The following is a 20,923-nucleotide window of genomic DNA, read 5'->3' on the forward strand; positions in this document are numbered from 1 at the left end:
CTGACGCCCATCGAGACACACCGGGCCGGAAAAGCGTGACAGCCCGGCGCTGTGATCTCCTTCACGCGCCGGTCAGGCCGTGCCCCGCGCCGGGACGACGAACTCGCACCACACGCACTTGCCGCTCCCCCGCGAGTCCACGCCCCACCCGTCCGCGAGCCGGTCCACGAGCAGCAGGCCGCGCCCGGAGACACCGTCGTCGGAGGCCTCGCGCAGGCGCGGCAGCGCGCTGGAGGAGTCCTCGACGTCGACGCGAAGGCGCCGGTCGGCGCCGCTGACGACGCGCAGGGTGACGATGGCGGGCCCGTCGGTGTGCATCAGGGAGTTGGTGATCAGCTCGTCGGCGGCCAGCTCGATCTCGTCGGCGCGGCCCCGCGCGCCCCACGCGCGGACGGCCGCGCGGATCATGTGCCGGGCCTCCGCGAGGCCTTCGGGGTCGCCCGGCGCGACGTGCTGCTGGAGCCGCCCGCCGGAGCGCGGCGCGTCCACGGCCACGCGGCGCAGCAGGAGCAGCGCCGCGTCGTCGTCGCCCCGGCCGTCGTCGATGCGGCCGCACAGCAGCTCCGCGAGGTGCTCCAGGTCGCGCGGCCCGGTGCTGACCAGGCCCGCGAGCGCCCGGGTGCCGTCGTCGAGGTCGGCGCCCGGCTCCTCGACGAGGCCGTCGGTGTAGAGCAGCAGGGTCTGGCCCGGGTCGAGTTCGAGGGTCGTGACGGGGTAGTCGAGCCGCCCGAACTCGGCGGAGAGGCCGAGCGGCAGGCCGCCTTCGACGGGCACCCGGCGGCAGGTCCCGTCGGTGAGCCGGAGCAGCGGGTCGATGTGCCCGGCGCGCACCAGCTGGACCACGCCGGTGGGCAGGTCGGCCTCGACGTACAGGCAGGTGGCGAAGCGGTCGGTGTCCAGCTCGTGCAGGAAGCCGGAGGCGCGGGCCACGACGGTGGCGGGGGTGTGGCCCTCGGCGGCGTACGCGCGCAGCACGATGCGCAGTTGGCCCATGACGGCGGCGGCGTGCGTGTCGTGGCCCTGGACGTCACCGATGACGGCGCCGACGCGGCCGCCGGGCAGGGGGATGACGTCGTACCAGTCGCCGCCGACGTCACGGCCGAGCGCGGCGCTGCGGTAGCGCACGGCGATGTCGGCGCCCGGCACGCCGGGGATGGTGCGCGGCAGCATGGCCTGCTGGAGGCCCTGCGCGAGGTCTTTCTCCTGTTCGTAGAACATGGCCCGCTGGAGGCTCTGCGCGATGCTGCTGCCGAGCGCCACGATGACGTTGCGCTCCTCCTCGGTGAAGCCGGTTCTGTCCTGGTAGAGCAGGCCGAGCGCGCCGATGGGCCGGGCCTGCGCGATCAGCGGCAGATAGGCGGCGGCCGTGATGCCGAGGTGCTCGATGTGCGGCCACAGGATCGGGTACGAGGACGCGAAGTCGTCCGGCGACTCGATGAAGCGCGGGGAGAGGGTGCGCACGGTCTCGCTCATTGGGTACGGCTCGTCGACCCGGGTGACGCGGGTGCCGGGCACGTAGCTGCCGGAGGGGCCCTCGGCGACGAGGCGGATGCGCCCCGACTCGACGAGGCCCATGACGATGTTCGACGCGCCGAGGTTGGCGAGTCCGTGCCGGTCCTTGAGGACGTCGATGACGTCGGCGACGGTCCGGGCGTGCGCGAGGGCCGCCGTGGTGTTCTGCACGATGCTCGTACGGCGGCGCCGGTCCGCCTCGGCCTCGACGCGCTCGCGGTGGGCCGCGCTGTCGCTCAGCTCGCGGGTGGCGTCGCGCACGATGCCGACGATGCGCAGCGGGCGGCCCGTGGCGTCGCGCAGGATGTGGCCCTGGGTGTGGGTCCAGCGCAGGCTGCCGTCGCGGCGCCGGACGCGGAAGTACGCGCCGTAGGTGACGCTGCCGTCCTTCATGGCCTGCGAGACCTGGCTGTCGAGGCGGTGGGCCTCGACGGGCAGCACGCGCCCCGCGAGGCTCTCGGGGCGGTTGTCGAAGTCCTCGGGGCGTACGTCGAACAGGGCGAGGGCCTCCTCGTCCATGAGCAGCAGCCGGCTGCCCAGGTCCCAGTCGAAGCTGCCCATGCCGAGTCCGGGCCCGTACGTGGCGAGGAAACAGCAGGTGGCCTCGGATGCGGAGCCGCCGCCGCAGCGCCGCACCGCCGCCTCGACACCTTCCGTGCCCGCGTCCATGCGCCAACGCTAGGCGCACCCCGGGACGGCCGCATGTGCACGGCGTCGTCCCTGGTGCGGGCGGTCGGCGCGGGTCATCCGGCGAAGGGGTCCTGGCCGGGCGGCGGCACGTCGGTGCCGTCCGGCTCCAGGGGGTCACCGGGCGAGGGGCAGCCGGGCGGGAGCGGGACCGGGGCGGTGTCCTCGGGGGTCCGGGTGCCGGGCGTGGGGCAGTCGGTGGAGGTGGTGTCCTCGCCGGGGGTGGTGCCCTCGTCGGTGCCGTCAGTCCCGTCAGTCCCGTCAGTCCCGTCAGTGCCATCGGTGCCATCGGTGCCGTCGGGCTCCAGGGATCCGTCCGAGCCGGTGGGGTCGGGCTCCTGACTGCTCGCGTCGGGAGTCGTCTCGTCGGGGCTCGTCTCGTCCGGGGTCGTCTCGTCGGGCGTGGTCGGGTCGGGGGACGTGGTCGGGTCGGTGGGGGTCGGGCGCGGGGGCGGCACGGGGCGGTCGCCGTCGGCGTCCTCGTCCCCGGTCCGCCGCTCGATCCAGGTGTTGTTGACGATGTTGACGATCGTGATGTGGGTGATGGGGCGGGGCGCCGGGGTCACGACGATCACCTGGGTGGGCCGGTAGCCGCTCCACGGCTGTCCGCTGTGGCGCGGGGACTGCCGGAAGGCGACCGGCGGCTTCAGCGGGTTGCCGCAGGCGCAGCGCACCCGGGGCAGGCCGCGGTCGTCGACGAGGACGGCGGTGCCCGCCTGGAGCACGGCCTGGTAGCCGGTGGCGTGGCCGTCGCGGTAGCCGTGGTTGGTGATCCGGGTGTCGGCGCGCAGCACGACGGGCGTGAGGCCGCGCAGATACGCGGGGATGCCGTCGCGGGCGATGCCCGAGGCCTCGGCGAAGGCGCGGGCCTTGGCCGGGTCCGCGGTCAGATAGGCGATCTGCCGGCCGGTGTCGCAGCTGCCGAGCCGGTGCGTGCCGCCGTAGAGGCCGGGCGTGCCGCCCGCGAGGGAGCGCAGGCCCTGGTCGGTGGGCGAGGCCGAGCCGGTGGGCGGGGGCTGCGGCGAACGGGTGACGGGCGGGGGGCTCGCGGCATCCCTGGCCGTGGACGCGGTGAAGGGGTCGGGCCCCTGGGCGGCGACGGGCTGGAGGAACAGCTCGCGCCCGCTGTCGGACGCGGCCTTGGTGGTGTCGCCGCCGTCGCCCCCGGAGCAGCCGGCGGCCGCGAGGGCCGTGGCCATCGCGAAGGTCGTCGCGTACGTGCGGAGCGCTGAGCGCATGGGTGTCTCCCGCCTGTCGCCGGGCAGATTGCTCCCCATTGTCTGGATCGGCTTACGGCGGCCCGCAAGCGGAACAGGGGGCGCCCCCGGGCCGCGGGGGGGGGGGGGGGGGGGGGGGGGGGGGGGGGGGGGGGGGGGGGGCGGCACTCCCCCCCCCCCCCCCCCCCCCTCCCCCCCCCCCCCCCCCCCCCCCCCCCCCCCCCCCCCCCCCCCCCCCCCCCCCCCCCCACCCCCACCCACCCCCCCCCCCCCCCCCCCCCCCCCCCCCCCCCCGCTTCTGTGGACCGGACCGTGAGACGTCGTCAGCCGGCCAGGATCGCCCGGGCCAGCTTCGCCGTCTCGGTGGGGGTCTTGCCGACCTTCACCCCGGCGGCCTCCAGGGCCTCCTTCTTCGCGGCGGCCGTGCCGGAGGAGCCGGAGACGATGGCGCCGGCGTGGCCCATCGTCTTGCCCTCGGGCGCGGTGAAGCCCGCGACGTAGCCGACGACCGGCTTGGTCACGTTGGCCTTGATGTAGTCCGCCGCGCGCTCCTCGGCGTCGCCGCCGATCTCACCGATCATCACGATCAGGTCGGTGTCGGGGTCGGCCTCGAACGCGGCCAGGGCGTCGATGTGCGTCGTACCGATGACCGGGTCGCCACCGATGCCGACGGCCGACGAGAAGCCGATGTCCCGCAGCTCGTACATCATCTGGTACGTGAGCGTGCCGGACTTCGAGACCAGGCCGATGCGGCCCGGCTTCGTGATGTCGCCCGGGATGATGCCCGCGTTCGACTGGCCGGGGGTGATCAGACCCGGGCAGTTCGGGCCGATGAGCCGCGTCTTGTTGCCCTTCTCCACCGCGTACGCGTAGAACGCGGCGGAGTCGTGGACGGCGATGCCCTCGGTGATGACGACCGCGAGCGGGATCTCGGCGTCGATGGCCTCGACGACGGCGGCCTTCGCGAAGGCCGGCGGCACGAAGAGGACGGAGACGTTGGCGCCCGTCTTCTCCATCGCCTCGGCGACGGTGCCGAAGACCGGGATCTCGGTGCCGTCGATGTCGACCTTGGTGCCCGCCTTGCGCGGGTTCACGCCGCCGACGATGTTCGTGCCGTCACCCAGCATGAGCTTGGTGTGCTTCATGCCCGTGGCACCGGTCATGCCCTGGACGATGACCTTGCTGTCCTTGTTGAGGAAGATAGCCATGGTGGTCTGAGTCCCTCGTCCCTTACTTCGCAGCCGCAGCGAGCTCGGCGGCCTTGTCGGCCGCGCCGTCCATGGTGTCCACGCGCTGCACCAGCGGGTGGTTGGCGTCGGAGAGGATCTTGCGACCCAGTTCGGCGTTGTTGCCGTCGAGGCGGACGACGAGCGGCTTCTCCACCTTCTCGCCCTTCTCCTCGAGCAGCGCGAGCGCCTGGACGATGCCGTTGGCGACCTCGTCACAGGCGGTGATGCCACCGAAGACGTTCACGAAGACCGACTTGACGGCCGGGTCGCCGAGGATGATCTCCAGGCCGTTCGCCATCACCTGGGCGGAGGCGCCGCCGCCGATGTCCAGGAAGTTGGCGGGCTTCACGCCGCCGTGGGCCTCACCGGCGTAGGCGACGACGTCGAGGGTCGACATGACCAGACCCGCGCCGTTGCCGATGATGCCGACCTCGCCGTCGAGCTTGACGTAGTTGAGGTCCTTGGCCTTGGCGGCAGCCTCGAGCGGGTCGGCTGCGGCCTTGTCCTCCAGGGCCTCGTGCTCCGGCTGGCGGAAGTCGGCGTTGGCGTCCAGGGACACCTTGCCGTCCAGGGCCAGGATGTCACCGGAGGCGACCTTGGCCAGCGGGTTGACCTCGACGAGGAGGGCGTCCTCCTTGACGAAGGTGTCCCACAGCGTCACCAGGACGTCGGCGACCTTGTCCGCGACCTCGGCCGGGAACTTCGCCGCCTCGACGATCTCCCGCGCCTTCTCCGGGGTCACGCCCTTGTTGGCGTCGATCGGGGTCTTGGCGACGGCCTCCGGGCGGGTGGCCGCCACCTCCTCGATGTCCATGCCGCCCTCGACGGAGGCGATGGAGAGGAAGGTGCGGTTGGTGCGGTCCAGGAGGAAGGAGACGTAGTACTCCTCCACGATCTCCGGGGCCGTCTCGGCGATCATCACCTTGTGGACCGTGTGGCCCTTGATGTCCATGCCGAGGATGTCCGTGGCGCGAGCGACGGCCTCGTCCGGCGTCGCCGCCAGCTTGACGCCGCCGGCCTTGCCGCGGCCACCCACCTTCACCTGCGCCTTCACGACCGACTTGCCGCCAAGGCGCTCAGTCGCCGCGCGCGCCGCCTCAGGCGTGTCGATGACTTCACCGGCCAGCACCGGTACACCGTGCTTGGCGAAGAGGTCCCTCGCCTGGTACTCGAACAGGTCCACGCGCGTCCGTCCCTTTTCAGTGATCTCGCGCCGCTGTCGCCAGCGGCTTCAGTCTCTGCGTGCTCTGCGTGGGCGTGCCGCGAAGGGCAACGTGACTGCGCTGTCACAAGGGAGGCGTAGCCGAAGAGTCCGGTACGCGGCATGTCCGTCTCGCAGGTTATCGCCGTGGGACCTGCGTCCCTAAATCGCAGATCACATTTGCGCGGTGATGACGGTCACAGATCGTGCCCGGCGTGGTAGGCGGGCGGGGCCCGAGCGCCCCGTCGGCGCGGCCCCTCCCGGCCTCCGGGCCCGGGTGGGCCCCGCCGACGACGGTCTCGGCGGACCCCACCCGTTCGCTCTCGCGATCAGCGATCGCACGTGGTGCCGTACGTGCTCCCGCACCCGCGAGGGCCGGGCCCCCGGCCCCCGCGATCCCACCCGCGAACAGCCGCCCGACCCGCTACCGGTGGGTACTGCTCGTGTCCGGCAGGGGCAGCGGACGGCGCTCGATCGCCGCGGCCATCACGTCGGGGAAGTGGTCGGGGGTGCAGGCGAACGCCGGCGCGCCGAGCCCGGCGAGCGCGGCCGCGTGGTCGTGGTCGTACGCGGGCGCCCCTTCGTCCGACAGCGCGAGCAGCGTCACGAACTGCACTCCGGAGGCCTTCATCGCCGCGACCCGCTTGAGCATCTCGTCCCGTATCCCGCCCTCGTACAGGTCGGAGATCAGGACCACGACCGTGTCGGCCGGGCGGGCTATCCGGGACTGGCAGTACGCGAGCGCCCGGTTGATGTCGGTGCCGCCGCCGAGCCGCGTGCCGAAGAGCACCTCCACGGGGTCGTCGAGCTGGTCCGTCAGGTCGACCACGCTGGTGTCGAACACCACGAGCCGCGTGCTGATCGACCGCATGGACGCGAGGACCGCGCCGAACACCGAGGAGTAGACGACCGACGCCGCCATCGAGCCGGACTGGTCGACGCAGAGGATCACGTCCTTCTTCACCGCCTGCGCGGCCCGTCCGTACCCGATGAGCCGCTCGGGGACCACCGTCCTGTACTCCGGCAGGTAGTGCTTGAGGTTGGCCGCGATCGTGCGGTTCCAGTCGATGTCGTGGTGGCGCGGCCTGCGCACCCGCGCGCTGCGGTCGAGCGCGCCGGTGAGCGTGGCGCGGGTGCGGGTCGCGAGCCGCTTCTCCAGGTCCTCGACGACCTTCCGCACGACCGCTCTCGCGGTGTCCTTCGTCTCCTCCGGCATCGCCTGGTTCAACGAGAGCAGCGTGCCGACCAGGTGGACGTCCGCCTCCACCGCCTCCAGCATCTCCGGCTCCAGGAGCAGCGCGGAGAGCCCGAGGCGGTCGATCGCGTCGCGCTGCATGACCTGCACGACGGACGACGGGAAGTACGTCCGGATGTCCCCGAGCCAGCGCGCGACGGACGGCGCCGACGCCCCGAGCCCCGCGGTACGCCCCTGCCCCCGCTCCTTCTTGCCCCCGCCGCCCCCGTACAGCGAGGTCAGCGCCCCGTCCATCGCGGCGTCCCGCCCGGCCGGCGCGCACCCCGTGCCATCGGCCCCGCCCCCACCGAGCACGAGCCGCCACCGCCGCAACCGCTCATCCCCCGGTCCCGCCTCGCCGCCCATGCCTTGCGCGCCCTCCGCCTCGCGCCCGGCCCCTGTGACCTCCACGGCCCTCGTGTCCTCCGCGCCGCCCGCAACCTCCGCGATCCCCATCAGGCCACCCCCACGAGGAAACCGCCCCGTGCGGCCATGGCCCGGCTGCCGCCCGAGCCATTGCCCCGGCCGTCGCCGCGGCCGCCGCCCCAGCCCGTGTCGCCGTCATCGTCGTCAGCACTGCCGTGCACGACACCACCGCCCTTGAGTCGATCGTCCGTGTCCGTGTCCGTGTCCGTGCCCGTGTCCCCGAGCCCCAACAGCAGCCCCACCACCGGCAGGACCGCGTCCGCCCGCTCCCGGTCCGGCTCGGGGGCGAAACCGGGCACCCCCGCGGCGGCCGTCGCGGAGCCGCCCCGGCCCGGGCCCCGCCGCACCAGCTCGCCGAGCGTGCGCCGCACACCCTCCTCGTACGCGGAGAACGTCCGCCGCAGCAGCGGGAGTACGTCGACGAAGGCCTCGGCCGACACTCCCGTCAGCCACTGGTCGACGAGCCCGAGCAGCCGCTCGTCGTGCACGAGCAGCATCCCGCCGCCCGCGCCCCCGCCGACGAACCCCTCGATCCACGCGGCCGCCTCCCCCGGCTCGCTCCCCCGTGACAGTGCGAGGCCCATCAGCCGCGCGGCCTCCTCCTCGGCCAGCGCACCGTCGTCCATCAGCAGCCGAGCACTCCGGCCCCGGACGACCCCCACCACCCGCTCCCCCTCAGCGAGGCCCCGCACCACCCGCAGCCAGCGCGCCCGCACGCCGCTTCCCGCCGGGCCCGCCCCGTCCAGCAACCCCACGGCCCCGTGCACCGCGTCCACGCGGCTCCGCATCCGCCCCGCGGCCTCCGCGTCGAGCCCCACACACGCCGACGGCAAGCCCACGCACACCCGCTCCGCGAGCCCGAGCGCCACCTCCCCGAGCGCCCCGGTGTCCGTGCCCCGCACGTCCCCGTACCGCAGCGACCGCACCAGCGCGGGCAGCGCGTCCGCCAGGTGCCCCACGTCCGCGTCCAGGGCCGCCCGGTCGGCGAGCACCCGCATCACCACGGGCAGGGCCGAGGACAGCTCGGCCAGCAGGCACCGCTCCGCCAGTGCCGTGACGTCGGCGAGGGCCTCCGCGCCCACCGCGTCCGCCGTCGCCTTGGCGGTCGCGGCGGCGGCCACGGTCGTGCCCCACACCCCGGCCTCGGCGACCCGCACCGACAGCTCCGGCTCCCACCGCAGCCGCCAGGTCTCCCGGAACGTCCCGGTGCTGCCGCGCGACCGCGCGGGCTCGCCCCAGCCGACGCCGAGCAGCCGCAGCCGGTGCAGGAGCCTGCTTCGCGCCGCGTCGGTCTCCTTGCGCAGGTCGAACTCCACCTCCCGCTCCAGCGCCTCCGGCTTGAGCCGCAGCTTGCGCTGGAGACGGCCGAGGTCCCGCTGCAACGGCACGGCCGGGGCGGACTCCGGCACCTCGCCGAGCACGTCGCCGACGACGAGCCGGTCGTGCACCAGGGCGAGGGGCACGTCCGAGCCGTCGCACATCACGGCCCGCACCGCGTCCAGCGTCTCGGTGAGCCCGGCGAGCGGCCGCCCGCGCATCGCGGCGAGCGTGTCCGCGAGCCGCACCGCCTCGATGACGTGCGCGGACGACACGAGCCTGCCCTCCTCCCTGAGCAGCCCCGCGACCCTGGTCAGCCAGCGCTCCACGGGCCGGTCGGGCGCGCCGAACAGATGGCCGTACCAGCCGGGCGAGTCGATGCCCGCGCCGTACCCGCTCGTACGGGCCAGACGGCGGTGCGTCCAGGGCACCCACGTCATGTCCACCTTGACCTTCGGCAGCCCCTTGAGCAGCGCCCGGTCCGCGGCCACCGTCGTCCTGAGCCGCAGCGCGGGCACGTGCCAGGCCCCGCACACCACGGCGACGCCCTCGGCCCCGAACTCCCGCTGCGCCGCGCGCACTTGCAGCCGCATGTATGCCTCGCGCAGCAGGTCCCGGTCCTCGCCGCCGCCCGGTGTCTCGCGGAGCGCCCCCATGGCCTCGCCGAGCGCCTCGAAGGGGGCGAACGGGTCGGCGCCCGCGCCGCGGTGCTCGACGACGTCCTCCCACCAGCGCTCCGGGTCGTCGTACCCCCCGGCCCCGGCGAGCGTGCCGATGGGGTCTCCCCTGCCCGGCCCCGGCCCGTCCGGCTCGCCCTGCTCCTCCTCGCGGCGCGCGAGCGTGTGCGCGGCCGGGAGGTCGATGAACCGCACCGGCACCTCACGCCGCACGGCCCACTGGATCGCCACCCACTCCGGCGAGAACTCCGCGAGCGGCCAGAACGCCGACCGGCCCGGCTCGTCCACCACGTGCGCGAGCAGCGCCACCGGCGGCCGCATGTCCTCCTCGGCGGCGAGCCGCACGAGGCCGTCGGCCTCCGGAGGCCCCTCGATCAGGACCACCCCCGGAGCCGCCGCGTCGAGCGCGGCCCGCACCGCGCGCGCGGAGCCGGGGCCGTGGTGCCGCACCCCGAGCAGCAGCGGCCCGCCGGGGCGCCCCCTGGTGGCCGTCATGCGCTCACCTCGCGGCACGCGCGGTAGAAGTCCTTCCACCCGTCGCGCTCGCGCACGACCGCTTCCAGGTACTCCTGCCACACCACGGTGTCCGCCGCCGGGTCCCGGACGACCGCCCCGAGGATGCCCGCGGCGACGTCACCGGCGCGCAGCACGCCGTCCCCGAAGTGCGCGGCGAGCGCCAGGCCGTTGGTGACCACGGAGATCGCCTCGGCCGTCGAGAGCGTGCCGCTCGGTGACTTCACCTTCGTACGGCCGTCCGTCGTGACGCCGTCGCGCAGCTCGCGGAAGACCGTGACGACGCGGCGGATCTCGTCGATGCCGTCGGGTGCGGCGGGCAGATCGAGGGAGCGCCCGATCTGGTCGACGCGGCGGGCGACGATGTCGACCTCGGCGTCGGCGCTCTCCGGCAGCGGAAGCACCACCGTGTTGAATCGGCGGCGCAGCGCGCTGGACAGGTCGTTGACCCCCCGGTCGCGGTCGTTCGCCGTCGCGATCAGGTTGAAGCCGCGGACGGCCTGCACCTCCTCCCCCAACTCCGGTATGGGCAGGGTCTTCTCCGACAGGATCGTGATCAGCGTGTCCTGTACGTCGGCGGGGATGCGGGTCAGCTCCTCGACCCGGGCCGTCATGCCCTCGGCCATGGCGCGCATCACCGGGCTGGCCACGAGCGCGTCGCGGCTGGGGCCGTGGGCGAGGAGCTGCGCGTAGTTCCACCCGTAGCGAATGGCTTCCTCGGGGGTGCCCGCGGTGCCCTGCACCAGGAGCGTCGAGTCGCCGCTGACCGCCGCCGCGAGGTGCTCGGACACCCAGGTCTTCGCGGTGCCGGGCACGCCGAGCAACAGCAGGGCGCGGTCGGTGGCGAGCGTGGTGACGGCGACCTCGACGATGCGGCGCGGGCCCACGTACTTCGGCGTGATCGCGGTCCCGTCCGGCAGCGTGCCGCCCAGCAGATACGTGGCCACGGCCCAGGGCGAGAGCCGCCAGCGGGCCGGGCGCGGCCGGTCGTCCTGCGCGGCGAGCGCGGCGAGTTCGGCGGCGAAGGCGTCCTCGGCGTGCGGCCGCAGCTCCTGCGCCGCACTCTCCCCGCCGCCCTCCGCGGGCCCCGCGGACGCGGCGCGGCCGCCGGTCGGCTCCACGGAAACGGTCATGGTGGTCCCCCTCAAGCTCGGGCATGCGCGAGCCACCCGAAGCGCGCATGCGTCGGCAACGACGCGGCCTCGCCGACGACTCGGCCGCGATGTGGTTCCACGGTGCACCACGCCACTGACAATCGCCCCCGTCGCGCCCCTGACCTGCATAAATGCCGCCCTCACCGCTGATTGTCAGTGGCGGGACCTACCGTCGGTGACATGACTCAGCAGGGGGTGCGCTGGACGGCGGACCAGGTGCTGGCACTGGCACCTGACGCGCCGTCACTCAAGGCGGGAAGCAGGCTCGGCGTCGCCGGGCCGTGGTCGCAGGCGGGCAGTTCGGGCGAGGGGGCGGTGTGGGGACTGTGCAAGGGCAGCGGCAGCAAGCCGTACCAGACGGTGATCGACGTGGCGGACGCGGCGGGCCCGGCCTACAAGTGCACCTGCCCGAGCCGCAAGTTCCCCTGCAAGCACGCGCTCGGCCTGCTGCTGCTCTGGGCGGGCGCGGGCGGCGGCTCGGGGGCTCCTGACAGGTCAACAGGGCCTGGCGGGGCGGCCGGACCTGGCGGATCGACGGACACGGGCGGATCGGCGGACACGGGCGGATCGGCGGACACCGGCGGATCGGCGGGCCCGGTGCCGGAAGGCGCGGTGCCGCCGGACTGGGCGCGGCAGTGGCTGGACGCGCGACGCGAAAGAGCGGAGGCGAAGCGGAGCCCCGCCGCGGCCGCGGCGCCGCAGCGGACGGCCGCCGACCCGGAGGCCGCGCGCAAGCGGGCGGAGCGCCGCGCCGAGCGCGTCACGGCGGGCGCGACGGAGCTGGAGCGACGCTTGGCCGACCTGCTGCGCGGCGGCCTGGCCACGGCCGAGCACTCCGGGTACGGACTGTGGGAGGAGACGGCCGCCCGCATGGTCGATGCCCAGGCCCCCGGACTCGCGGCGCGGGTGCGGGAGTCGGCGGCCATACCCTCCTCCGGATCGGGCTGGCCCGCCCGGCTCCTGGAGGAGTGCGCCCTGCTGCACCTGCTCGCCTCGGGCTGGCTGCACCGCGACCGGCTCCCCGCCGCGCTGGCGGCCACGGTCCGCTCCCGCGTCGGCCTGCCCGCACCGGCCCAGGGCGCGCCGGTCAGGGACACCTGGCAGGTCCTCGCGCAGTACGACACGGCGGACAGCAAGCTCACCACCCGCCGCGTCTGGGTGCACGGCGAGCGGTCCGGGCGCACGGCCCTGCTCCTGTCGTACGGGGCGGCGGGCCGCGCCCCCGCCCTCAGCCTGCCGGTCGGCCTGGCCCTGGACGCCGAGCTGGTTCCGTACGCCGCCGACCCCGCGGCCCACGGGCTCCGCGCCGACCTGGGCGAGCAGTTCACGGCCCCGGCCCCCACCACGCACCGCCCGCCGGGCCTGCCCCCGGCAGCGGCCACAGCCCGTTACGGCGAGGCGCTGTGCGACGACCCGTGGCTGGACGCCTGGCCGGCCACCCTGGCCCGGGTGATACCGGTCCCGGCCCCCGGCAGGGGCCCCGGCGCGCAAGCGCGATGGCAACTGGCCGACGCGGACGGCGACACGGCCCTGCCCCTCACCCCGGCCGCCGCGTCCCGCTCCGGCCTGTGGCGTCTGGTCGCGCTGTCCGGGGGCGCCCCGCTCACCGTCTTCGGCGAGTGCGGCCACCAGGGCTTCACCCCGCTGGCGGCCTGGGCGGACGGCACGACGGAGACCGTGCGGCTGCGAGAGGAGAGCGAGCGAAGATGACGACACCCACCGCCCACGCGCGGGCACCGCATACGCCCGACGCGGAGCCCGCCGCCCCACCACGCCCGACACCTGCGGCAGGGGCCCACCCCCCGGCCCGTACGCGGCCACCGGCGGACCCCCGCCCCGCCCGAGCCGCGGAAGCCTTCACCCACACCCCCTGGGAAGAGCTGGTGACGGCGGCGCTCCTGGGCACCGACCGGCGCACGCCTCCCCTGGACGCGCCCGGCAAGGAGGCCCCCACCGCCCTCCTGGACGCGGCGGCCGTCCAGACGGTGCACCGCAGGGCGGGCCTGCGTCCGGCGCCCGCCGCCGCGCGCCCCGCGCCCGCCCCCGAGGACCCCCGGCCCGTCGTGCCGCCCGCGGCCCGGCGCCGCCTCGCGAGCCTGCTCGCCGACCACCCCACCGCGGGCGGCGGGCGCCGCGGCACCGCGCCCGACCTCATGGAGCTGCTGCCCCAGTGGCTGGCCCTGGCCAACGACCGGGGTTTCACGGCCCCGCCGGAGCTGCTGCCCGCGCTGTTGACCGCGGCCCGCGGCCGCACCGACCTGCGCCCCCAGGCCCTGGCCTTCGCGGGCCCGCGCGCCCTGTGGCTCGCGGGGCTCAACCCGGACTGGAAGTTCGCGCTGCGCGCCGCCCCGCACCGCGCCACGGCCACCGCGGCGCGGGACGGGGCGGAGGTGGAACGCCGCTGGCAGGAAGGCCTGTTCGCGGAGCGCGTCGCGCTGCTCGCCGCGCTGCGCGCCCACGACCCCGGCGCCGCGCGCGCCCTCCTGGCCGGCACCTGGGCGACGGAGCGCGCCGAGGACCGGCTCATGTTCCTGGACTCGCTGCGCACGGGCCTTGGCCCGGCCGACGAGCCGTTCCTGGAGCAGGCCCTGGGCGACCGCAGCCGCAACGTCCGCTCCACGGCCGCCGAGCTGCTTTCCGCCCTGCCGACCTCGGCGCTCGCCGCCCGCATGGCCGACCGCGCCGCCTCCTGCGTGGCGCTCGACCGCACCGCGAGCACGCCGACGCTCACCGTGGAGGCGCCGCACGAGTGCGACGCGGGCATGGAGCGCGACGGCGTCACCCCCAAGCCGCCCGCGGGGCGGGGTGAGCGCTCCTGGTGGCTGGGCCAGCTGGTGGAGGCCGCGCCCCTCGCGACCTGGCAGCGCAGACTCGGCGGCCGCACCCCGGCCGACATCGTGACGCTCCCCGTCACCGACGACTGGCGCGGCGAGCTGCACGCCGCGTGGTGCCGCGCCGCCGTCCGCCAGCGCGACGCGACCTGGTCACGGGCGCTGCTCGGTCCTCCGTCGGCGCCGGACGCGGCGGGCCCGGGCGCGGTGTCCCTCGCGGAGCGCGCCAAGCTCCTCGCCGCCCTGCCCGCGCCCGAGCGGGCCGCGTGGGTGGCGGGCTTCATCGACGCGCACGGCCTGTCCGAGGCCTTCCAGCTGCTCGGCGTGTGCGCCGTGCCCTGGGCCCCCGACCTCGGCCGCGCGGTGGTCGACGCGCTGAACATCGCGCGTGACGCGGGCAGTTACCCCTGGAGCTTCAGCGGCGTCATGGGCCTCGCGGAGCGCTGCCTCGACCCGGCCGAGGCCGTGCGGCTCGACGCCCTCACGGCCGTGCCGGACGAGGGCGAGGACTCCGCGCCCGGCGCCGGTGGCTACTGGTCGGAGGCGTTCCAGCGCCTGGTCACCACCCTGCGCCTGCGCGCGGCGATGCGGGAGGAGCTGACGCCGTGAGGCACGCCACCGCCCGGCCCGGGGAAGCCCTCAGGGGCCGGCCCCGGGGAGCGCGCGCGGTCCTAGGCCTCGGTGTGCTGCCGTACGTTGCCCCGGACCCAGTCCACGATCGCCGTGGTCGTCGCCCCCGGCGTGAAGATCTCCGCCACGCCCATCTCCTTGAGCGGCGGGATGTCCTCCTCGGGGATGATGCCGCCGCCGAAGACCTGGATGTCCGCCGCGTCGCGCTCCTTCAGGAGTTCGATGACGCGGGCGAACAGCGTCATGTGCGCCCCGGACAGGATGGACAGGCCGATCGCGTCGGCGTCCTCCTGGATGGCCGTGTCGACGACCTGCTCGGGCGTCTGGTGCAGGCCGGTGTAGATGACCTCCATGCCGGCGTCGCGCAGCGCCCGCGCGATCACCTTGGCCCCGCGATCGTGGCCGTCGAGCCCCGGCTTGGCGACCACCACGCGGATCGGACCGGCTCCCACACCCATCACTGCCTCCATGTACCGACGTCCATGTACGGAAATTCCGCTGTCCCAGCACGGATACCCCGCGCCGCACCGGCCGGGTAGGTGAACGAACGTTATCCCCAGCATCGCGCAGCACGCCGTTTCGTGGTGGAGAGGGAGGGGGAAATCACACGGTGGGACACGTTCGCTGCGCCGCTCCCGTTTCACGGGGCGAGAGCCGGGGGCCGCGCGAGGGGAGCCGCTGCGAGGCCGCCGCACCACCATGCCGTCAGCCGCACGGCATGGTGGCGGCGGTGTGTCGCCCGCGGTGCGACGCATCGTGGTTCGTCATGCCTCGACCAGGGCTTCCCATGAGGGGCACACGGGGGACGAGGGTGTCTGCCCGTGTGCCGACCGGGAGGTCGACATGACGGTCACGAGGATCCACCCCTTTCGCCTCTGCGGCGCGCTGCTGCCCGCGAGACTGGCGGGACTCCCCATCGCCCTGCTGAAGGCGACGGCCCTGGAGCTGGCGATTCTCGCCGGGCACCTGCTGCTGTACCCCTCGGGCATCGTCCAGGAGCGGCGCCCGGCCCCACAGCCCCCGCCTCCCGACGCCCCGCGGCTCCCGGCGCGGGACAAGCCACCGGTCCTGCTCCTGCACGGCTTCATCGACAACCGCTCCGTCTTCGTCCTGCTGCGCCGCAGCCTCGCCCAGCACGGCAGGCAGCACCTCGAATCCCTCAACTATTCGCCGCTGACCTGCGACATCCGCACGGCGGCCGAGCTGCTCGGCCGCCATGTGGAGGAGATCTGCGAGCGCACGGGCCATGAGCGCGTGGACATCGTCGGCCACAGCCTCGGCGGCCTCATCGCCCGCTACTACGCGCAGCGTCTCGGCGGCGACGCCCGCGTCCGCACCTTGGTCACCCTCGGCACCCCGCACACGGGCACCCGCGTCGTGCCGCTGGCGGACGCGCACCCGATCGTCCGCCAGATGCGGCCGGGATCGGACGTCATCGAGGAGCTGCGGCAGCCCGCGCCGGGCTGCCGCACGCAGTTCGTGAGCTTCTGGAGCGAACTCGACCAGCTCATGGACCCGGTGGAGACGGCCTGCGTCGACCACCCCGACCTGATGGCGCAGAACGTGCGCGTCTCCGGCATCGGACACCTCGCCCTGCCGGTGCACCCCGCCGTCGCCTCGGCGATCCGGCAGGCGCTCGACCTCGCGGAGCCCGCCGCCGACACCCCGGCGCAGACAGGCGGCCTGACGGTCGCCTGACCCGCGGGGCGCGAAGGGCGCCCCTCCTCCGGGTGGGACGGAGCCCGACGGCCCGTCCGGCCGCTGTGTGACGACGGCCGGACGGCCCGCCGAGGCGCGCGCCCCACCGCGTCCACACCCCGCCGACCTCGAACATTCCTCGAACGCAAGGCCAAGCCTGTGCCCGCAGTCCGCCGAAAGGCGGCCGAATGCCCGTTTCCTGCGAGCACGGAACCTGCCGAAGATTGTCGCGCCCGCATACCGCCGGGTACAGTCGCGGCACTGCGCTGCCAGCCCCCATGCTGTCGAGGCGAAAGAGAAGTTGGTGAACGACCGTCACCCGCCGGGGACCCCCGCTCCGGCCCCGGCACCCGACGCCGACTACGCTCCCTACGGTTCCTACGACCAGAGCGCGCAGCACGTCGGCTACGGGTACGACGGCTACGCCACCGGCACCTTCACCGCCACCGGGTTCAACGCCCCAGGCGCGTACGACGGCACGGGCGTCTTCGACACTTCCGGCTCCGGGTTCGCGGCCGGCGGAGGTTTCCCCTCCGACCCGCTCTTCGGTGAGCTTCCGGGCCAGGCCTACGACACCGGCCAGTGGGCCACGACGGGCCAGCAGCCCCTGGGCCACGACGGTTTCAGCGCCCCGCAGGGCCTCTCCCCGTACGACACGGGCAGCCACGAGACCACGGGCATGTGGGACACCGGCGGGTACCAGCAGCTCGCGGACATCCCGGCGCAGCCCGGCCCCGAAACCACCGCCAGCTGGTCCCCCGCTACCTGGAGCGACGCCCAGCAGACCGGCCAGTGGGCCACCCAGGTCTTCGACACCGGCGCGTACGACGCCACCGCCTGGAACTCCGACGACGGCCATGAACCGTACGGCGCGACGTACAGGACCGAGGAGCCGGACGAGGCCGGCGGAGCCGCTCCCGACACGGGTGACGCCTACGAAAACGGCGACACCGCCTCCGGCTCCTACGGCGCGTACGACCAACCGGCCGCCGACGAGCACGAGTTCCCTGCCGACGACACGCCCGGGGACGCACTCGGCGACATCGAAGCGGGTGCGAGTTCCAGCGAACACGCCCCCTCCGAGCGCCCGCGCTCCACGCGCGCCGCCGCCCCGCGCACCCGCACCCGGTCGCGCCGCTCCCCCGCCAAGCGCTCCGCGCTGCTCACCGTCGCCGTGCCGTCGGCGTGCGTGATGGGCGTCGCGGGAGTGGCTGCCGCGTCGGTGAGCGGCCTCAGCGGAGGCGGCGACGACAAGAAGGAGACGCGGGCGGCGGCCGCCCCGGACGCCGCGACCGTGCAGCCGTCCGCCGCGAACAACAAGCTCGACACGCAGCTGGCCAACCTCTCGGCCGACGCGGGTGACTTCGCCGACCGCGCGAGCCGTACGCAGGAACGTATTGACCTCAAGGCCGCCAAGGACGCCGCGCACAGGAAGGCGGTCGCCGAGGCCGCGCGCAAGGAGCGGCTGCGCCCGAAGTTCGCGCTCCCCGTCTCGCAGCACGGCCTGAGCGCCTACTACGGCCAGGCGGGCGTCAACTGGATGTCACAGCACTCTGGGATCGACTTCCCCGTGTCGTACGGCACGCCCGTGCTGGCCGCGACCGACGGCGTCGTCTCCACGAAGTGGAACAGCGCCTACGGGAACATGGCGATCGTGACCGCCAAGGACGGCACGGAGACGTGGTACTGCCACCTCTCCACGCACAAGATCTCCAACGGCCCCGTGAAGGCGGGCGACACCATCGCCTACTCCGGGAACTCCGGCAACTCCACCGGCCCCCACCTGCACTTCGAGGTGCGCCCCGGCGGCGGCTCCGCGATAGACCCCCTGCCGTGGCTGCGCAGCCACGGCCTGGACCCGACGTAGGCGGAGCGAGCACCGCCGCCCTCCTGGTGGAGGCGGCAGAGCCCCCTCGCCCCCCTCCACGGGGCATCGATCAGAGCTTCTCCACCGGCGCGTACCGCAGCAGCAGGCGCTTCGGCTTCTCGCCTCCGAAGTCCACCGTCGCCTCGGCGTTCGCCCCCGTGCCCTTCACGCCGACCACCGTGCCGAGGCCGAACTGGTCGTGCGTGACGCGGTCGCCCACGACGAGCGAGACCACCGGCTTCTCCGCCGCCCGGCGCGTGGCGAACCCCTGCGCGCCCCCCGCGCGCGAGCGCGACGACGACAGCGAGGACGCCACTCCCCCGGCGGGGCCCGAGGAGACGGGCGCGCCGACGGAACCCGTCCGCTTCCACTCCAGGTGGGTCTCCGGGATCTCCTCCAGGAACCGCGACGGCGGGTTGTACGACGGCTGGCCCCAGGCACTGCGCATCGAGGACCGCGTGAGGTAGAGCCGCTCCCGCGCGCGCGTGATGCCGACGTACGCCAGGCGGCGCTCCTCCTCCAGCTCCTTGGTCTGGCCGAGGGCGCGCATGTGCGGGAACACGCCGTCCTCCATGCCCGTCAGGAAGACGACCGGGAATTCGAGGCCCTTGGCGGTGTGCAGCGTCATGAGCGTGATGACACCCGAGCCGTCGTCCTCCTCGTCGGGGATCTGGTCGGAGTCGGCGACGAGCGCCACCTGCTCCAGGAAGTCGGACAGCGACGCGGCCTCGCCCTCCCGGCGGTCCTGCTCGAACTCCAGGGCCACGGCGGCCAGTTCCTGGAGGTTCTCGATGCGCGTCTCGTCCTGCGGGTCCGTGGAGGACTGCAGCTCCGCCAGATATCCGGTCCGCTCGAGCACGGCCTCCAGGACGACGGCGGGGCCCGCGCCCGACTCGACGACGGTACGCAGCTCCTCCATCAGCGTGTTGAACCGCTTGACGGCGTTGACCGAGCGGGCCGCCATGCCGTACGCCTCGTCCACGCGGCGCAGGGCCTGCGGGAAGGAGATCTTCTCGCGCTGCGCGAGCGCGTCGATCATGGCTTCGGCGCGGTCGCCGATGCCGCGCTTCGGCACGTTCAGAATGCGGCGCATGGGGACGCCGTCCTCCGGGTTGGCGAGAACCCGCAGGTAGGCGAGGACGTCGCGGACTTCCTTGCGCTCGTAGAAGCGGACGCCGCCGACGACCTTGTAGGGCAGGCCGACGCGGATGAAGATCTCTTCGAAGACACGCGACTGCGCGTTCGTCCGGTAGAAGATGGCGACGTCGCCGGACTTCGCGTCGCCCGCGTCGGTGAGCCGGTCGATCTCGTCGGCGACGAACTGCGCCTCGTCGTGCTCGGTGTCGGCGACGTAGCCGATGATGCCCGCGCCCGCGCCGGCGTTCGTCCACAGGTTCTTGGGGCGGCGGCTCTCGTTGCGCTCGATGACCGCGTTGGCGGCGCTGAGGATCGTCTGCGTGGAGCGGTAGTTCTGCTCCAGGAGGATCGTGGTGGCGTCCGGGTAGTCCTCCTCGAACTGGAGGATGTTGCGGATCGTGGCACCGCGGAAGGCGTAGATTGATTGGTCGGCGTCACCGACCACGCACAGCTCGCCGGGCTCCTCGCCTTCCTCGCCCTCCGCGAGAGAGGGGCCGACCAGCTCGCGTACCAGCGCGTACTGCGCGTGGTTCGTGTCCTGGTACTCGTCGACCATGACGTGGCGGAAGCGGCGGCGGTAGTGCTTGGCCACGTCCGGGAAGGCGCGCAGGAGGTGCACCGTCGTCATGATCAGGTCGTCGAAGTCGAGGGCGTTGGCCTCGCGGAGCCGCGACTGGTACATCGCGTACGCCTGGGCGAGGGTCTTCTCGAAGCCGTCGGCGGCCTGGGCGGCGAAGTCCTCCTCGTCGATCAGCTCGTTCTTCAGATTCGAGATCTTGGCGCTGAAGGACTTGGGCGGGAACTTCTTCGGGTCCAGGTCCAGGTCCCGGCAGACCAGGGCCATCAGGCGCTTGGAGTCCGCGGCGTCGTAGATCGAGAAGGAGGACGTGAAGCCCAGCTTCTTGTACTCGCGGCGCAGGATGCGCACGCACGCGCTGTGGAACGTCGACACCCACATCGCGCCCGCGCGCGGGCCGACGAGCTGCTCGACGCGCTCCTTCATCTCGCCCGCGGCCTTGTTCGTGAACGTGATCGCGAGGATCTGGCCGGGGTGCACCCCGCGCTCGGCGAGCAGATACGCGATGCGGTGCGTCAGCACGCGGGTCTTGCCGGAGCCCGCGCCCGCGACGATGAGCAGGGGGGAGCCGGCGTGCACCACGGCCGCGCGCTGGTTCTCGTTCAGCCCGTCGAGGAGGGCCGCCGGGTCGAGGGCCGGGCGCGGGGCACCGTCCCGGTAGTACCCGTCACGGGGCGCGGGCGCGTCGAACTTCCCGTCGAACAGGTCGTCCGGAATCGGCTCCGGAGCGCTGTCCTCGGGCGGCGGCGGGGGCTCCTCCTCAGCGCCCTGCGAGGGCTTGAGGTCCGCCAGGAAGCTGTCGTCAAAGAGGCTGCTCATCGCCTCCCGAGTCTAGGCGGCCCCACTGACAACCCGCCCCGGGTTCCGGCCACCGCCGCGGCCGCCCGGGCCCGCCCCACGGGGCGCCGCGGGGCGGCCACGCGGGGCCACGCCGCAGGTGAGGCGGGTCAGGGCGGTGCCGGGGAGGGTGCGGGGGCGCGGCGAGGGTGCATAAAGTCACGAAAATGTATCGGGCA

The 20,923-nt window shown here is 74.3% G+C and carries 13 protein-coding genes; 4 read left to right on the top strand and 9 right to left on the bottom strand.

The features are described from left to right. Window positions 1-72: 72 nt before the first annotated feature. The 7 genes from AC07GB_RS06895 to AC07GB_RS06925 all read right to left on the bottom strand — a co-directional run bounded on the left by AC07GB_RS06895 (window position 73) and on the right by AC07GB_RS06925 (window position 11,146). Window positions 73-2,181 carry a SpoIIE family protein phosphatase gene (locus tag AC07GB_RS06895; RefSeq protein ID WP_478842349.1) on the bottom strand — a complete coding sequence of 703 codons (2,109 nt, stop codon included), beginning with the start codon at window positions 2,179-2,181 and terminating at the stop codon, window positions 73-75. Window positions 2,182-2,255: 74 nt separating this feature from the next. Next, window positions 2,256-3,437, bottom strand: a complete 1,182-nt coding sequence (locus AC07GB_RS06900; protein WP_478842351.1) for a DUF6777 domain-containing protein — start codon at window positions 3,435-3,437, stop codon at window positions 2,256-2,258. 302 nt (window positions 3,438-3,739) lie between these two features. Next, entirely contained in the window at window positions 3,740-4,624 is an 885-nt protein-coding gene (sucD, locus tag AC07GB_RS06905; RefSeq protein ID WP_478842353.1) for a succinate--CoA ligase subunit alpha, read from the bottom strand. A 22-nt stretch (window positions 4,625-4,646) separates the two neighbouring features. Further along, window positions 4,647-5,828, bottom strand: coding sequence for an ADP-forming succinate--CoA ligase subunit beta (gene sucC, locus AC07GB_RS06910; RefSeq protein ID WP_478842355.1), 1,182 nt, complete (start codon window positions 5,826-5,828; stop codon window positions 4,647-4,649). A gap of 442 nt (window positions 5,829-6,270) precedes the next feature. Beyond that, window positions 6,271-7,446 (bottom strand): VWA domain-containing protein, encoded by a 1,176-nt coding sequence (locus AC07GB_RS06915; protein ID WP_478842688.1) that lies wholly within the window; start codon window positions 7,444-7,446, stop codon window positions 6,271-6,273. Window positions 7,447-7,535: 89 nt separating this feature from the next. Further along, window positions 7,536-9,995: a DUF5682 family protein gene (locus AC07GB_RS06920; RefSeq protein WP_478842357.1), complete on the bottom strand. Its 2,460-nt coding sequence runs from the start codon at window positions 9,993-9,995 to the stop codon at window positions 7,536-7,538. Further along, window positions 9,992-11,146 (bottom strand): ATP-binding protein, encoded by a 1,155-nt coding sequence (locus AC07GB_RS06925; protein WP_478842359.1) that lies wholly within the window; start codon window positions 11,144-11,146, stop codon window positions 9,992-9,994. The genes AC07GB_RS06920 and AC07GB_RS06925 overlap by 4 nt, the downstream gene beginning before the upstream one ends. 201 nt (window positions 11,147-11,347) lie before the next feature. Here AC07GB_RS06925 and AC07GB_RS06930 point away from each other — a divergent pair, with 201 nt between their 5' ends. Together AC07GB_RS06930 and AC07GB_RS06935 are read left to right on the top strand one after the other, a co-directional pair. Next, a complete protein-coding gene (locus AC07GB_RS06930) occupies window positions 11,348-12,877 on the top strand; it encodes an SWIM zinc finger family protein (RefSeq protein WP_478842361.1) in 1,530 nt (509 codons plus the stop codon). Beyond that, complete coding sequence (locus AC07GB_RS06935; protein WP_478842363.1) at window positions 12,874-14,607, top strand: DUF5691 domain-containing protein; 1,734 nt, start codon at window positions 12,874-12,876, stop codon at window positions 14,605-14,607. The genes AC07GB_RS06930 and AC07GB_RS06935 overlap by 4 nt, the downstream gene beginning before the upstream one ends. 62 nt (window positions 14,608-14,669) lie before the next feature. On the opposite strand, the gene AC07GB_RS06940 is transcribed toward AC07GB_RS06935, so the two are convergent. Beyond that, complete coding sequence (locus AC07GB_RS06940; RefSeq protein ID WP_478842365.1) at window positions 14,670-15,086, bottom strand: cobalamin B12-binding domain-containing protein; 417 nt, start codon at window positions 15,084-15,086, stop codon at window positions 14,670-14,672. Between the two features lie 385 nt (window positions 15,087-15,471). Between AC07GB_RS06940 and AC07GB_RS06945 the strand changes: the two genes are divergently transcribed. Together AC07GB_RS06945 and AC07GB_RS06950 are read left to right on the top strand one after the other, a co-directional pair. Then, complete coding sequence (locus AC07GB_RS06945) at window positions 15,472-16,326, top strand: esterase/lipase family protein (protein ID WP_478842367.1); 855 nt, start codon at window positions 15,472-15,474, stop codon at window positions 16,324-16,326. 304 nt (window positions 16,327-16,630) lie between these two features. Then, window positions 16,631-18,193 (top strand): M23 family metallopeptidase, encoded by a 1,563-nt coding sequence (locus AC07GB_RS06950; RefSeq protein WP_478842369.1) that lies wholly within the window; start codon window positions 16,631-16,633, stop codon window positions 18,191-18,193. Window positions 18,194-18,263: 70 nt separating this feature from the next. Here the strand turns inward: AC07GB_RS06950 and pcrA are convergent, their stop codons facing one another. Further along, window positions 18,264-20,726, bottom strand: coding sequence for a DNA helicase PcrA (pcrA, locus tag AC07GB_RS06955; RefSeq protein WP_478842371.1), 2,463 nt, complete (start codon window positions 20,724-20,726; stop codon window positions 18,264-18,266). Window positions 20,727-20,923 lie beyond the last annotated feature (197 nt).

Source organism: Streptomyces sp. NPDC045778 (genome assembly GCF_056431945.1).

What these genes read in the sequence shown, in the direction of transcription:
- AC07GB_RS06895 (WP_478842349.1), bottom strand. Translation starts at nt 2,181, where the DNA reads ATGGACGCGGGCACGGAAGGTGTCGAGGCGGCGGTGCGGCGCTGCGGC.
- AC07GB_RS06900 (WP_478842351.1), bottom strand. Translation starts at nt 3,437, where the DNA reads ATGCGCTCAGCGCTCCGCACGTACGCGACGACCTTCGCGATGGCCACG.
- sucD (WP_478842353.1), bottom strand. Translation starts at nt 4,624, where the DNA reads ATGGCTATCTTCCTCAACAAGGACAGCAAGGTCATCGTCCAGGGCATG.
- AC07GB_RS06915 (WP_478842688.1), bottom strand. Translation starts at nt 7,446, where the DNA reads ATGGGCGGCGAGGCGGGACCGGGGGATGAGCGGTTGCGGCGGTGGCGG.
- AC07GB_RS06920 (WP_478842357.1), bottom strand. Translation starts at nt 9,995, where the DNA reads ATGACGGCCACCAGGGGGCGCCCCGGCGGGCCGCTGCTGCTCGGGGTG.
- AC07GB_RS06925 (WP_478842359.1), bottom strand. Translation starts at nt 11,146, where the DNA reads ATGACCGTTTCCGTGGAGCCGACCGGCGGCCGCGCCGCGTCCGCGGGG.
- AC07GB_RS06930 (WP_478842361.1), top strand. Translation starts at nt 11,348, where the DNA reads ATGACTCAGCAGGGGGTGCGCTGGACGGCGGACCAGGTGCTGGCACTG.
- AC07GB_RS06935 (WP_478842363.1), top strand. Translation starts at nt 12,874, where the DNA reads ATGACGACACCCACCGCCCACGCGCGGGCACCGCATACGCCCGACGCG.
- AC07GB_RS06940 (WP_478842365.1), bottom strand. Translation starts at nt 15,086, where the DNA reads ATGGGTGTGGGAGCCGGTCCGATCCGCGTGGTGGTCGCCAAGCCGGGG.
- AC07GB_RS06945 (WP_478842367.1), top strand. Translation starts at nt 15,472, where the DNA reads ATGACGGTCACGAGGATCCACCCCTTTCGCCTCTGCGGCGCGCTGCTG.
- pcrA (WP_478842371.1), bottom strand. Translation starts at nt 20,726, where the DNA reads ATGAGCAGCCTCTTTGACGACAGCTTCCTGGCGGACCTCAAGCCCTCG.